This window comes from Streptomyces sp. NPDC003720, assembly GCF_042875075.1.
Classification (GTDB): Bacteria; Actinomycetota; Actinomycetes; order Streptomycetales; family Streptomycetaceae; genus Streptomyces.
Genome location: NZ_JBIANZ010000012.1, coordinates 1 through 12043, shown reverse-complemented (window position 1 = coordinate 12043; position 12043 = coordinate 1). Strand labels below are relative to the sequence as shown.

At 71.4% G+C, this 12043-nt stretch carries 13 protein-coding genes and 1 rRNA gene; 3 read left to right on the top strand and 11 right to left on the bottom strand.

Annotated features, from left to right (window positions below; all coding sequences use genetic code 11):
• Window positions 1-209: 209 nt before the first annotated feature.
• Window positions 210-494: a glutaredoxin family protein gene (locus ACFYU0_RS29900; RefSeq protein ID WP_351667509.1), complete on the bottom strand. Its 285-nt coding sequence runs from the start codon at window positions 492-494 to the stop codon at window positions 210-212.
• 94 nt (window positions 495-588) lie between these two features.
• Here ACFYU0_RS29900 and ACFYU0_RS29895 point away from each other — a divergent pair, with 94 nt between their 5' ends.
• From ACFYU0_RS29895 to ACFYU0_RS29885, 3 genes are all read left to right on the top strand, one after another.
• Complete coding sequence (locus tag ACFYU0_RS29895) at window positions 589-1509, top strand: HAD-IB family hydrolase (RefSeq protein ID WP_351667508.1); 921 nt, start codon at window positions 589-591, stop codon at window positions 1507-1509.
• A 303-nt stretch (window positions 1510-1812) separates the two neighbouring features.
• Window positions 1813-2592: an ECF subfamily RNA polymerase sigma factor, BldN family gene (locus ACFYU0_RS29890; RefSeq protein WP_351667507.1), complete on the top strand. Its 780-nt coding sequence runs from the start codon at window positions 1813-1815 to the stop codon at window positions 2590-2592.
• A gap of 235 nt (window positions 2593-2827) precedes the next feature.
• The gene (locus ACFYU0_RS29885; protein ID WP_389305180.1) at window positions 2828-4051 is read left to right on the top strand and encodes a DUF5667 domain-containing protein; all 1224 of its coding nucleotides are present in this window, start codon (window positions 2828-2830) and stop codon (window positions 4049-4051) included.
• Window positions 4052-4135: 84 nt separating this feature from the next.
• Here the strand turns inward: ACFYU0_RS29885 and ACFYU0_RS29880 are convergent, their stop codons facing one another.
• The 10 genes from ACFYU0_RS29880 to rrf form a co-directional block, all read right to left on the bottom strand.
• Entirely contained in the window at window positions 4136-5191 is a 1056-nt protein-coding gene (locus ACFYU0_RS29880; protein WP_351667505.1) for a lysophospholipid acyltransferase family protein, read from the bottom strand.
• 14 nt (window positions 5192-5205) lie between these two features.
• On the bottom strand, window positions 5206-6267 hold the full coding sequence (locus tag ACFYU0_RS29875) for an NAD-dependent epimerase/dehydratase family protein (RefSeq protein WP_389305177.1): 1062 nt from the start codon (window positions 6265-6267) through the stop codon (window positions 5206-5208).
• A 241-nt stretch (window positions 6268-6508) separates the two neighbouring features.
• Entirely contained in the window at window positions 6509-6607 is a 99-nt protein-coding gene (locus ACFYU0_RS29870) for a 30S ribosomal protein bS22 (RefSeq protein WP_003948845.1), read from the bottom strand.
• 133 nt (window positions 6608-6740) lie between these two features.
• Window positions 6741-6953 (bottom strand): helix-turn-helix domain-containing protein, encoded by a 213-nt coding sequence (locus ACFYU0_RS29865; RefSeq protein WP_004984898.1) that lies wholly within the window; start codon window positions 6951-6953, stop codon window positions 6741-6743.
• A gap of 129 nt (window positions 6954-7082) precedes the next feature.
• Complete coding sequence (locus ACFYU0_RS29860) at window positions 7083-7898, bottom strand: phosphatase (RefSeq protein ID WP_351667503.1); 816 nt, start codon at window positions 7896-7898, stop codon at window positions 7083-7085.
• 84 nt (window positions 7899-7982) lie between these two features.
• Entirely contained in the window at window positions 7983-9155 is a 1173-nt protein-coding gene (locus tag ACFYU0_RS29855) for an acetoin utilization protein AcuC (RefSeq protein ID WP_351667502.1), read from the bottom strand.
• Window positions 9106-10320 (bottom strand): MFS transporter, encoded by a 1215-nt coding sequence (locus tag ACFYU0_RS29850; protein WP_351667501.1) that lies wholly within the window; start codon window positions 10318-10320, stop codon window positions 9106-9108. Before ACFYU0_RS29850 ends, ACFYU0_RS29855 begins: the two co-directional genes overlap by 50 nt.
• Window positions 10321-10401: 81 nt before the next feature.
• Window positions 10402-11142 carry a VC0807 family protein gene (locus ACFYU0_RS29845; RefSeq protein WP_389305174.1) on the bottom strand — a complete coding sequence of 247 codons (741 nt, stop codon included), beginning with the start codon at window positions 11140-11142 and terminating at the stop codon, window positions 10402-10404.
• A gap of 93 nt (window positions 11143-11235) precedes the next feature.
• Window positions 11236-11880, bottom strand: coding sequence for an HAD family hydrolase (locus ACFYU0_RS29840; protein WP_389305172.1), 645 nt, complete (start codon window positions 11878-11880; stop codon window positions 11236-11238).
• A gap of 71 nt (window positions 11881-11951) precedes the next feature.
• Window positions 11952-12043 (bottom strand): 5S ribosomal RNA (rrf, locus tag ACFYU0_RS29835); the annotation flags it as partial.

The window sequence follows — 12043 nt, the reverse complement described above, 5'->3', positions numbered from 1 at the left end:
TCCACAGCAGGCTATGCCTTTGTGAACGCGTGCACAAAGATTGTGTCCGATTTGCCCGGCCAACGTGACCGGGGTCACGCATGTCTTTCGTGGGGGCAAAACGTCAACGCTCCTCGTGAATCCCGCCCCCGAGACAAAAACTCCAACGATCCTAAGCGACCTCCGGGGTTTCGTTGTACTGGTCGGTCAGTTTCCGGGCCGGCCGCCGGTCAGCCGCCGGTCAGCTCCCTGCGCAGCCGGGCCTCGTCCACCCGCCAGAAGGTGTGCTGGCTGCCGTCGACCAGGACCACCGGGATCTGCTCCCAGTACTGGTCGTGCAGCCGCTGGTCCTGGGTGATGTCCTGCTGCTCCCAGGGCACGCCGAGTTCCCCGCAGACCTTCTCGATCACGGCCTGCGCGTCGTCGCACAGATGGCAGCCGGGCTTGCGGATGAGCGTGACCGACCGTTCGCTGGGATCGGCCTTACGCCGGAAGAGGGGACTCATGCCGGCCATTCTCCCGCCTCCTTAACGGCGCCGTCGTGGAGAGTTCACACCCTTCGAACCGCGCGGCTCCGGAACCACGGAGCGGACTGGCTATGCTCACGCCATGGCCGCTCTCGGATGGCTCACTCCCCGTAGGCGCTCCGCCACGGCGCGGAGCGTGTTGGCAGGCGAGGCTTCGGCGGAGGCCGCCCGGAAGTCTTCGCGGGAGATCCCGCAGGCAGCCGAGCGGGAACCGGAGTTCCCGGTCCTCGGCGACGACAGGGCCGCCGCCTTCTTCGACCTCGACAACACCGTGATGCAGGGCGCCGCGCTGTTCCACTTCGGGCGCGGCCTGTACAAGCGGAAGTTCTTCGAGACCCGCGACCTGGCCCGGTTCGCCTGGCAGCAGGCGTGGTTCCGGCTGGCCGGCGTCGAGGACCCCGAGCACATGCAGGAGGCGCGCGACTCGGCGCTCTCCATCGTCAAGGGCCACCGGGTCGCCGAGCTGGAGACCATCGGCGAGGAGATCTACGACGAGTACATGGCCGACCGCATCTGGCCGGGCACCCGGGCCCTGGCCCAGGCGCACCTGGACGCGGGCCAGAAGGTGTGGCTGGTCACCGCGGCCCCCGTGGAGATCGCCCAGGTCATCGCCCGCCGGCTCGGCCTGACCGGCGCACTGGGCACCGTCGCGGAGTCGGTCGGCGGCGTCTACACCGGCGCGCTGGTGGGCGAACCCCTGCACGGGCCGGCCAAGGCGGAGGCGGTGCGGGCCCTGGCCGCGGCGGAGGGCCTGGACCTGAACCGCTGCGCCGCCTACAGCGACAGCCACAACGACATCCCGATGCTGTCGCTGGTGGGGCACCCGTACGCCATCAACCCGGACGCCAAGCTGCGCAGGCACGCCCGCGAGCAGGACTGGCGGCTGCGGGACTACCGCACCGGGCGCAAGGCCGCGAAGGTCGGCATCCCGGCGGCGGCGGGCGTCGGCGCGGTCGCCGGCGGCACCGCGGCGGCCATCGCCCTGAGCCGGCGCCGGCGCTAGCGCTCGCCGGCCGCGACACGCCTGGGCGGTGCGGAGAACCCCGGATTATGCCGCCCCGCCCCCAACACGCCCCGCACTTCGCCGAAATACGCCCTTTTCCGATCAACAACCGGTCAACTAGCGACGCCTGATGAGCCGCCAATCGGCAACAGAAGCGACGCAATCGGTGATTTGAGCAACTCGGTGTAGCAGTGCCTGTACGAAGCGTTATTCTCCTCAGACGCAATCCGGTACCCCTCCGTCGCTACGACGGGTGAACGGTTCCGCACTGCACGTGATGCAAGCTCTGCCTCTGGGAGTCCCGTGTACCCACACGTCGGGGTTGACGCCTCGGGCCTGGCTACGCTGCGCGCGACGGTCGCGGCGGTCAAAGAGACGCTGCGCGGCGCCGTCCCCACCGCGTACGCCGTCCCCGCCTTCGCCACCGCCGCCCCCCTGGGCCCGTGCTACGCACTGGCCGAGGGCAGCGCCGCGGTCGGCAGACGCGGCCGCGCCACCGGCGCGGCCACCGCCCGCCGACCGGCCGCGGACAGCGACAGCGCCCGGATGATGGACCTCGTGGAGCGCGCCCAGGCCGGTGAGGCCGAGGCCTTCGGCCGCCTCTACGACCAGTACAGCGACACCGTGTACCGCTACATCTACTACCGGGTGGGCGGCAAGGCGACCGCCGAGGACCTGACGAGTGAGACCTTTCTGCGGGCGCTCCGCAGGATCGGCACGTTCACCTGGCAGGGCCGCGACTTCGGCGCCTGGCTGGTGACGATCGCCCGGAACCTGGTGGCGGACCACTTCAAGTCCAGCCGGTTCCGGCTCGAGGTCACCACCGGCGAGATGCTGGACGCCAACGAGGTCGAGCGCTCCCCGGAGGACTCCGTCCTGGAGTCCCTCTCCAACGCGGCGCTGCTGGACGCCGTGCGCCGGCTCAACCCCCAGCAGCAGGAGTGCGTGACCCTGCGCTTCCTGCAGGGCCTCTCGGTGGCCGAGACCGCCCGTGTGATGGGCAAGAACGAAGGCGCCATCAAGACCCTCCAGTACCGCGCCGTGCGGACGCTCGCCCGGCTCCTGCCGGACGACGCCCGCTGACGCCGGCGACACTCAGCCACCACCAACTCACACCCGGTCGCGGCCCGTTGACTTTCCGACCCGATCATCCGCCGTCCGTAACCCAAGTGCCGGACCGCTCGTTGTGCGGGATACAGGCTCCCTGTGGTCACGTCCCGGCCGACTCCATCGCTCGATCGTGTGGAAGAGGTCGTGGGCGTGCAACCCTCAGGACCCCCTGGGGAGTCGACCGTGATGACGAGAGGAGGTGCCGCCAGTGATCGCGAACGTATCGGCGCACCGGCGGGCGAACGCCTTCGCCCAGGCCCTGGAGGAGCAGTCCGACCGGGACATGGCGGCCGAGCAGTCCACAGCGGCGGCGGGACCGCCGCCGACCGCCGAGGAACAGTCCGAGCGGGGCGAGCTCCTGGCCCTGGCCGCTGACCTCGGCGCACTGCCCAGGCCGCAGCTCGACCCCGAGGTCAAGGTCGTCCAGCGCGCCCAGCTGGTGGCCGCGATGGAGGCCATGCTCCAGGAGGGCGGGGCGGCGGACACAGCCGTACCCGAACAGCGCTCCCGCGGGCGCGGCGCACACCGGGCGAGCCCGCTGGGCAAGCTCCAGCCGCGCTCCAGACTGACCAAGGGGCTCGCGGCCGGCGGACTGAGCGTCGGCGTGGCCGCCGGGGCCTTCGGCGGAGTCGCCGCCGCGAGTTCCGACGCCTTGCCCGGCGACTCGCTGTACGGCCTCAAGCGCGGCATCGAGGACTTCAGGCTCAACTACCTGAGCGACGGCGAGGACCAGCGCGGCCAGACGTACCTCGACCAGGCCTCCACCCGGCTGAGCGAGGCCCGCCGGCTGATGGAGCGCGCCCGTGGCGGACAGCAGCTCGACCACGAGTCCATCGGTGAGATCCGCCGCACCCTGTCCGGGATGCGGCACGACGTCACCGAGGGCCACCGCCTGCTGCACGAGGCCTACGAGCGGGACCCGGACTCCCTCGGGCCCATCCAGGCGCTCTCCAGCTTCTCCGAGTCCCACCGGGACGCCTGGAGCGCGCTGAGCGACAAGCTGCCCGTGCAGCTGGGCGACGTCAAACAGCAGGTGTCGTCGGTCTTCGACGCCATAGACGAAGAGGTCGCCCCGCTGCAGTCCCTGCTGCCGCAGCCGCCCGCTTCGACGGGCGACGGCAAACGGCAGGGCTCCGGCGAGGCGTCCACCGGCTCCTCCCGCAGCCACCGTCCGACGGCGCCCAGCACCGGCGGCACGCCGTCCACCGGGCGCACCGGCTCCGGCAGCCCGACCGGATCGGCCACCCGCGACAGCGACGACAGCCTGATCGGGGGCAGCACGGGCGGTCTGCTCGACCCGCCGAAGATCGGCGGCGACGGTGGTTCCCCGACCCCCAGCAAGTCCCCGACGAGCGCGCCGGACGTCACCCTTCCGCCGCTCCTCCCGGGCCTGCTGCCCGGCCTGGGCATCGACGGCCAGAACGCGGACTAGCGCGGTACGACGGCGACGGGGGCGCCCCTTTCCGAGCAGGGGCGCCCCCGTCGCCGTACCGTCGCACGGCCGGCGGAGCAGCCGTCAGAAGAACACCGACCGCCGCTGCACCAGCAGCTTGTAGAGCGTGTGCTGGATCTGTTCGCGGACCTGGTCGGTCAGGTTGAACATCAGCATCGGGTCGTCGGCCGCCTCCGGCGGATAGCCGTCCGTGGGGATCGGCTCGCCGAACTGGATGGTCCACTTGGTGGGCAGCGGAATCGCCCCGAGCGGCCCGAGCCACGGGAAGGTCGGGGTCAGCGGGAAGTACGGGAAGCCCAGCAGCCGCGCCAGGGTCTTGGCGTTGCCGAGCATCGGGTAGATCTCCTCGGCGCCGACGACCGAGCACGGGATGATCGGCACTCCCTGTCGCAGAGCCGTGGAGACGAAACCGCCGCGGCCGAACCGCTGGAGCTTGTAGCGCTCGCTGAACGGCTTGCCGATGCCCTTGAAGCCCTCCGGCATGACGCCGACCAGTTCGCCCTGCGCCAGCAGCCGTTCGGCGTCCTCCGCGCAGGCCAGGGTGTGGCCCAGCTTGCGGGCGAGCTCGTTGACCACCGGCAGCACGAACACCAGGTCGGCCGCGAGGAGCCGCAGATGCCGGTCGGCCGGGTGGTGGTCGTGCACGGCGACCTGCATCATCAGGCCGTCCAGCGGCAGCGTCCCGGAGTGGTTCGCGACGATCAGCGCCCCGCCGTCGGCCGGGATGTTCTCGACGCCCTTCACCTCGACCCGGAAGTACTTCTCGTACACCGGCCGCAGCAGCGACATCAGGACCTGGTCGGTCAGCTCCTCGTCGTAGCCGAAGTCGTCGACCTCGTAGTCCCCGGTGAGCCGGCGGCGCAGGAACGACAGACCGCTCGCGATGCGCCGCTCGAGACCGCCGTCGTCGTGCGGCGCGGCGGGCGGCCCTTCCTCTGCGGTCACCGGGACATCATCCTGCCCGGCCGCACTGGTGGGCAGGGGCTGGACCTCACGAACCGGCCCGGCCTCCCCGGCCGCCCCGCGCCGGTTCCCCGCGCCGCGGCGCCGCGACGGCCGCTGGGCGGCGCTCCCGCGGGACCGGTCGTCGTCGAACGGAATGACCTTGGCGTCCGCCATCGTTGCTGCGCTCCTCAGTTGGCGCTCTGCGTCGGGAGGTGCCCGCCGCTCTTCGCGGCGAGCGCGGCGACCCGGTCCACGGCCCCCGCGAGGGCCTCCGGCGGCAGCAGGCCGGGGCCCTGGCCGCTCGCGAAGTCCGCGAACGTCTCCGCCGTCGTGTACTTGGGCCGGAAGCCCAGCGTCTCGCGCATCTGGTCGGTGGCCACCACCCGGCCGTGGGTGAGCAGCCTGATCTGTTCGGGCGAGAAGTCCGTCATTCCCAGCGTACGCACCAGCGAACCGGCCCACGTGACGGCGGGCAGCAGCAACGGGACCGTGGGCCGCCCGAGCCGCCGCGAGCACTGCGAGAGCAGCAGCACGCCGTCCCCGGCGATGTTGAAGGTGCCGCTGTTCAGCGTGCCCCGGCGCGGCTCGTGGGAGGCCAGCCGCAGCACCTCGACGACGTCGTCCTCGTGCACGAACTGCAGCCGCGGGTCGTAGCCGAACACGGTCGGCAGCACCGGCAGCGCGAAGTACGCCGCGAGCGGGGTGTCGGCGGCCGGCCCGAGGATGTTGGCGAAGCGCAGCACGCACACGGCGACGTCCGGCCGCCGCCGCGCGAACCCGCGGACGTACCCCTCGACCTCCACCGTGTCCTTCGCGAACCCGCCGCTGGGCAGCGACTTGGCCGGGGTCGTCTCGGTGAACACGGCGGGGTCGCGCGGCGCGGACCCGTAGACGTTGGTGCTGGACTTCACCACCAGCCGGCGCACGCTCGGCGACTTCTGGCAGGCGCCGAGCAACTGCATGGTGCCGATGACGTTGGTCTCCTTGACCGTGGCCCGGCTGCCGCCGCCCAGCGCGGTACCGGTCACGTCCAGGTGGACGACCGTGTCGGCGCCCGTCTCGGCGAGCACCCGGGCGATGCCGGGCTGCCGGATGTCGGCCTGGACGAAGTCGGCTCCGCCCAGATGATGCGCCGGCGGCACCGCGTCCACGGCGATCACCCGGTCCACGTCCGGGTCCCGCAGGATCCGCCGTACGAACCGGCCGCCGAGCTGCCGGGCCACTCCGGTGACGAGCACGACCTTGCCCAAGATCAGCGCCTTCCCTTCCCGACCTCGTACGGGACCTGGCCCCTGCCGCGTTCCCCGTGTCGGCAAACTTAGCGGGTCGATGTTGCGCTGTGATGGCCACCCGATGCGTGAAGTGACGGAATTTCCCCAGTCGGAACATGCCGACCCCGCCGAAGGCCGGCGGGCGCCCGGGTCCGGACACGACTGTGGCCCCCCGCCTTTTTCAGGTGGGGGGCCACAGAACACGCTCTCGCGGCGCCGCTTACTTCTTGTTGCGGCGCTGAACGCGCGTGCGCTTGAGCAGCTTGCGGTGCTTCTTCTTGGCCATCCGCTTGCGCCGCTTCTTGATAACAGAGCCCACGACTACCCTCGCTCACTTCTCATCACTCGGTTGTTTGGGCGCCATGGGCCCACACGACCTACGAGGGGTCAGCCTACCCGGTCGAGCGCCGAGCCCGTAATCGAGGGGTTGCCCGGGGTCTTCCCGAGCGCCGTCAGGCCGTCTCCACCCCCACATAACTCTCGCGGAGGTACTCGTGTACCGCTTGCTCGGGGACGCGGAAGGACCGCCCCACCCGGATCGCGGGCAGATGACCGCTGTGCACCAGCCGGTACACGGTCATCTTCGACACTCGCATCACCGAGGCGACCTCCGCCACGGTAAGGAACTGGACCTCGTTCAGAGGCCTCTCGCCAGCTGCAGCCATGACACACCTGAACCTTCCGCACTCGACGGCCACCGGCTTCCCCTTCCGGTGACTCTTCGTCGTTGCGTGCTCACTCCCCAATGTAGGGGCGGGTGATGCGAGTGGGGAAGAGGTGCACCCATCGGCGGCCTACTGTGACAGACGGGCTCGATTGAGTACGTAGCGGGCCAGCGGCAGATAGTGACCAGACGGCATGCCGTCGTCAACCGGAACGACGACGGACACGACTCCCTCCGCCTCCCCCACGAACAGCGCCGGATCGTCGGTGTCGGCCAGTCCGATGGCCTCGAACCCCAGCTGACCAGCACCGCAGACCCAGCCGTGGTCGCCGATCACCAGCTCCGGCAGCGGTCCGCCGGCCTCGGCGGCGGCGGCCAGGACCACCCGAACCGGGAGCGGCGAGTGGCAGTGCGCACCCGGCTCACAACCGGGGCGCCCGCCGTCCGGTTCCCGCACCAGGGCAACCCCGCGGACGTAGTCGACTCGGTACGTGCGTAGACCGAACCGGGTCAATATGTCGACACAGCGACCCTGCGCGGAGGTGAGCACCTCACATCCCGCCGCCGACAGCGCGTCCGCCAAGCCGCCGTAGAACCCGAGCAGCCGATGCGGATGCCCGGTGCCCAGCAGCACCGGCGCGCCCCGCCCGGCCACCCTCCGGATCCGCTCCGCGAACGCGTCCAGCGCCGCCAGCGTCCGTTCCGGATCGATCACGTCCGGGCCGGAGGTGCACCGGGGATCGGCCGAAACCCCGCACCTGGCCGCCATCAGGGCGAGCAACTCCCGCTGCCCCCACGGCGACTCGGGGTCGATTCCGATCAGCGCCCGCGGGTCCCGGGCCGCGAACAGCCGGTACCGGCGGAGACTGGCCTCACGGGACGTCCCGATCTCACCGGCCAGCCGGGCGGCCAGCAGATGCGCACGAAGGCCCTCGGCGGTCCACACGCTTGCGATGCTGACGCACCGGGCGGCGGCCCGGTGGCGGAACGGGCGAACACCGCACGGTTGGCCCAGTGGCCGCCCCGGCGCTCAGGGCAGCAGCCCGCGCAGCGGGAACGCCGAGCGGCGGGTGGCGAGGACGGCCTGGTCCAGGCGATCGGCGGGGTCGTAGCCCTCCTCCCAGGAGGCGAACGACACCGGCCACCGCCCGTCGGTCATCCGCCGCGGCGCCGGCTGCCTGGTCCGCGCGAACACCTCCTGCCGCCACTCCTCGGGAATCTCCGCCGCCGGATCGACCTCACGGCCCGCCGCGATCCCCACCAGGTGCGTCCACGACCGCGGCACCACCTCGACCACCGCGTAGCCACCGCCCCCGAGCGCGACCCACCTGCCGTCCGCGTACTCGTGCGCCAGCTCGTGGCACGCCACCTGCACCGCCCGCTGGGCGTCCAGCGACACCGCGAGATGCGCCAGCGGATCCTCGAAGTGCGTGTCCGCGCCGTGCTGCGAGACCAGCACCTGGGGCCGGAACCCGGCGAGCAGTTCGGGCACCACCGCGTGGAACGCCCGCACCCATCCCGCGTCCCCGGTCCCGGCCGGCAGGGCCACGTTCACCGCGGTGCCCTCGCCCTCGCCCGCGCCGGTCTCCTGCGGCCACCCGGTCTGCGGGAACAACGTACGGGGATGCTCGTGCAGCGAGACCGTCAGCACCCGCGGGTCCTCCCAGAACGCCGCCTGCACCCCGTCCCCGTGGTGTACGTCGACGTCCACGTAGGCGACCCGCTCGACGCCCAGCTCCAGCAGCCGCGCGATGGCCAGCGCCGCGTCGTTGTAGATGCAGAACCCCGAGGCGCCGCCCGGCATCGCGTGGTGCAGCCCGCCGGTGAAGTTCACCGCGTGCAGTGCGTCCCCGCGCCACACCGCCTCCGCCGCGCCCACCGACTGCCCGGCGATCAGCGCGGACACCTCGTGCATCCCGGCGAACGCGGGATCGTCCTCCGTGCCGAGGCCGTACGCCCCGCGGGCCGAGCGCGGGTCGGCGGAAGCGGCCTTCACGGCGTCGATGTAGTCCGGGCGGTGCACCAGCCGCAGCGTCGACTCACCGGCCGGTTTCGCCGCGACGACCCGCAGCTCCCGGTCGAGCCCGAAGGCGCCCACCAGCCTCCGGGTCAGCTCCAGCCGGACCGGATCCATCGGATGGTCCGGGCCGAAGTCATAGCCCGTTACTGCCTCGTCCCACATCAGCTGTGCGCGGCCGCTCATGCCCGCCACCGTATCGGTCCGGTTGAGCCGCGAACGACCTGGCGTACACGAGCGTCACCAGCACCAACACCATCGGCACGAGCATGGCCCCGCGGTAGCTCCAGGCGTCCCCGAGCGCACCCACCAGCGGCGAACCGACGAGGAACCCCACGTAGTTGAAGATGTTGAGCCGCGCGATCGCCGCGTCCGAGGCGTCCGGGAACAGCCGGCCGGCCGCCGCGAACGTCTGCGGCACCAGGACGCAGAGCCCCAGCCCCAGCAGGGTGAACCCGAGCATCCCCAGCCACGCGTCCGGCGCCACGGACACCACCGCGAACCCGGCGGCCGCCACCAGCGCCCCGAGCCGCACCACCGCGGCCGCGCCGAACCGCCGCACCCCGAAGTCCCCGATGGACCGGCCGACCAGCGTGGTCACCATGTACACGTTGTACGGCACGGTCGCCAGCTGCTCCGAACTGCCCAGCACGTCCTTCAGGTACTTCGCGCTCCAGTTGGAGACGGTCGAGTCCCCGATGTACGCGAACGTCATCACCAGGCACAGCGGCAGCAGCAGCTTGAAGACGAGACCCCCGCCCTGCCCGGCCGGCCGGTCGGCCACCGGCTCCGCCACCCCGTCGACGTACCACCGGCTGCCCACCAGCGCCGCCGGCAGCAGCACGGCCACCACCGGCAGGTACGACACCCACAGCGCGAGATGCCAGTGCGCCCCGGCCCAGGCCAGCGAGGCGCCGACGATTCCGCCCAGGCTGTACACCGCGTGGAAGCTCAGCATGATGCTGCGCCCGTACGTCCGCTGCAGGCTCACCCCGAGCATGTTCATCGAGGCGTCCAGCGCGCCGACGGAGAGACCGAACACCGCCAGGGCCACGCCGAGTCCGGCCAGCCCGTCACCGGCTCCGACGCCGACCAGGGCCAGCAGCACCACCGGCTGCGACCAGCGCAGCAGCCGGCTGGGCCGGATCCGCTTCACGAGCTGCTCGGTCGTCACACTGCCGGCCCCGGCGAGGATCGGGACGGCGGCCAGGAAGACCGGAAGCAGCGCGTCGGATATCCCGTAGCGGTCCTGGATGGCCGGGATGCGCGTCACCAGCAGCGCGAACGCGACGCCCTGCGCGAAGAAGCTGAACGCCAGCGAGGCCCTGCCGCGCCGCAGCACATCAGTCATGGCGGCGAGCGTAGGGCCCCGGGCTACCTGTGGGTAGATCCAGCCAAAGGTGAGTTTCCCTCACCTTCGCCGTCCGGCGGATCAGGCGGCGACGGCCACTTCGGGGCGCCGGCCGGCCTTGCCGGCGTTCGCCTCGGCGGTGAGCAGCCGCGCCATCGGCTCGGCCGCGAGGCCACCGCCGACCACGAACGCCGCCGTCAGCACCACCGCGATGACGACCGTGCCGAGCCAGACCATCGTGTCGACCGGGAGGGTGTAGGCGCCGACGACCCGGGCGACGCACTCGAGCAGCAGGGCCGTCCCCCACACCAGCGAGAAGGTCCGCTCCTTGCGCCGGAAGGCGTCCGAACCGGCAGCCGCGCCCGAGGCGAGCCGTTCCCAGGCGGCCTCACGGCCGGCGTCGCCCTTGACGAGGAAGGGCTTCATCCCCGCGGTCATGGCCGGCTTGCCGAGCGCGACCGAGACCAGGATGCCGATCGCCAGAGTGCTGCTGACCGCACCGTCCTTGGCGAGCATCAGCCGGGGATCGCCGGACACGAAGCCGGCCACCAGGCTCACGACGTTCACCACCAGAGTGAGGAGGGCGAACGCGTTGGCCGTGCGCTCCCTGACCACGCCCCACACCGTCCGCACCGCCGGCACCACGCTGCTCCAGGCGAGCGCCCCGAAGGTGCTCATCCCGAAGGCCTCCTTGAGGAGGTAGTACGAGCCGATCGGCAGCGCCACGTCCACCAGCAGCGGCTTGAAAGTCCGCAGTCTGCCCGTGCGCTGCCCGCGGCTCGGGTTCTCGGTCCGGTCCTGGTTCCCCGTGGTCTTCGTCATGCTCCAAGGTTCGCCGCCGGGCGGGGTCCGGCGGTAGGAACGATCGTCCGGTGGTCCCCATGACAAATGTCAGTCACCGCCGGGTGCCGCCGGTCATACCAGCAGGTCGGCCAACTCGCCCATGGTGGAGAAGAGTTGGTTCGCGCCCGTGAGCCTCGCCGGCGGGGTCATCGCGGTGAACCCGTACACGTCCATCCCGGCCGCCACGGCCGCCTGGACGCCCAGCGGGGAGTCCTCCACCACCAGGCAGCGCCCGGGTGCGGCGCCCATCCGCTCGGCCGCGTACAGGAAGAGGTCGGGGGCCGGCTTGCCCCGGCCGACGTCCTGGGAGCTGAAGATCCTGTCCCGCGTGAACCAGCGGTCGAGCCCGGTCGTCCGGTGCCCCACCCTGATCCGCTCGTGGCTCCCGGACGACGCCACGCAGTAGGGCACCCCGTCCGCGGCCAGCTTCTCCAGCACTCCGTCTACGCCGACGACGGGCTGCAACTCCCGCTCGAACGCGGCGAACACACGGGCGTGGAAGACGTCGTCGAAGTCGTCCGGGAGCCGCTGCCCCGTCCGCTCCAGGACCAGATCGTGGATCCGGTGCATCGCGGACCCCATGTAGTCCCGGATGGAGTCCTCGTACGTCGTCGGGTGCCCCAGCTCCGTCAGATGGGCGGCCAGAATCCGGTTGGAGATCGGCTCACTGTCGACGAGAACACCGTCGTTGTCGAAGATGACGAGGTCGTAGCGCATACCCAGACCCTAAACGACCCGGAACGCAGAAAACCCCCGCATCTTTCGATGCGGGGGTTTTCCCAACAATTGTTCGGCGGCGTCCTACTCTCCCACAGGGTCCCCCCTGCAGTACCATCGGCGCTGTGAGGCTTAGCTTCCGGGTTCGGAATGTAACCGGGCG

Excerpts from the sequence above, each read along its gene's own strand:
- ACFYU0_RS29880 (WP_351667505.1), bottom strand. The coding sequence starts at position 5,191 with ATGGCGGACGCCAAGGTCATTCCGTTCGACGACGACCGGTCCCGCGGG.
- ACFYU0_RS29900 (WP_351667509.1), bottom strand. The coding sequence starts at position 494 with ATGGCCGGCATGAGTCCCCTCTTCCGGCGTAAGGCCGATCCCAGCGAA.
- ACFYU0_RS29895 (WP_351667508.1), top strand. The coding sequence starts at position 589 with ATGGCCGCTCTCGGATGGCTCACTCCCCGTAGGCGCTCCGCCACGGCG.
- ACFYU0_RS29840 (WP_389305172.1), bottom strand. The coding sequence starts at position 11,880 with ATGCGCTACGACCTCGTCATCTTCGACAACGACGGTGTTCTCGTCGAC.
- ACFYU0_RS29855 (WP_351667502.1), bottom strand. The coding sequence starts at position 9,155 with ATGAGCGGCCGCGCACAGCTGATGTGGGACGAGGCAGTAACGGGCTAT.
- ACFYU0_RS29845 (WP_389305174.1), bottom strand. The coding sequence starts at position 11,142 with ATGACGAAGACCACGGGGAACCAGGACCGGACCGAGAACCCGAGCCGC.
- ACFYU0_RS29850 (WP_351667501.1), bottom strand. The coding sequence starts at position 10,320 with ATGACTGATGTGCTGCGGCGCGGCAGGGCCTCGCTGGCGTTCAGCTTC.
- ACFYU0_RS29865 (WP_004984898.1), bottom strand. The coding sequence starts at position 6,953 with ATGGCTGCAGCTGGCGAGAGGCCTCTGAACGAGGTCCAGTTCCTTACC.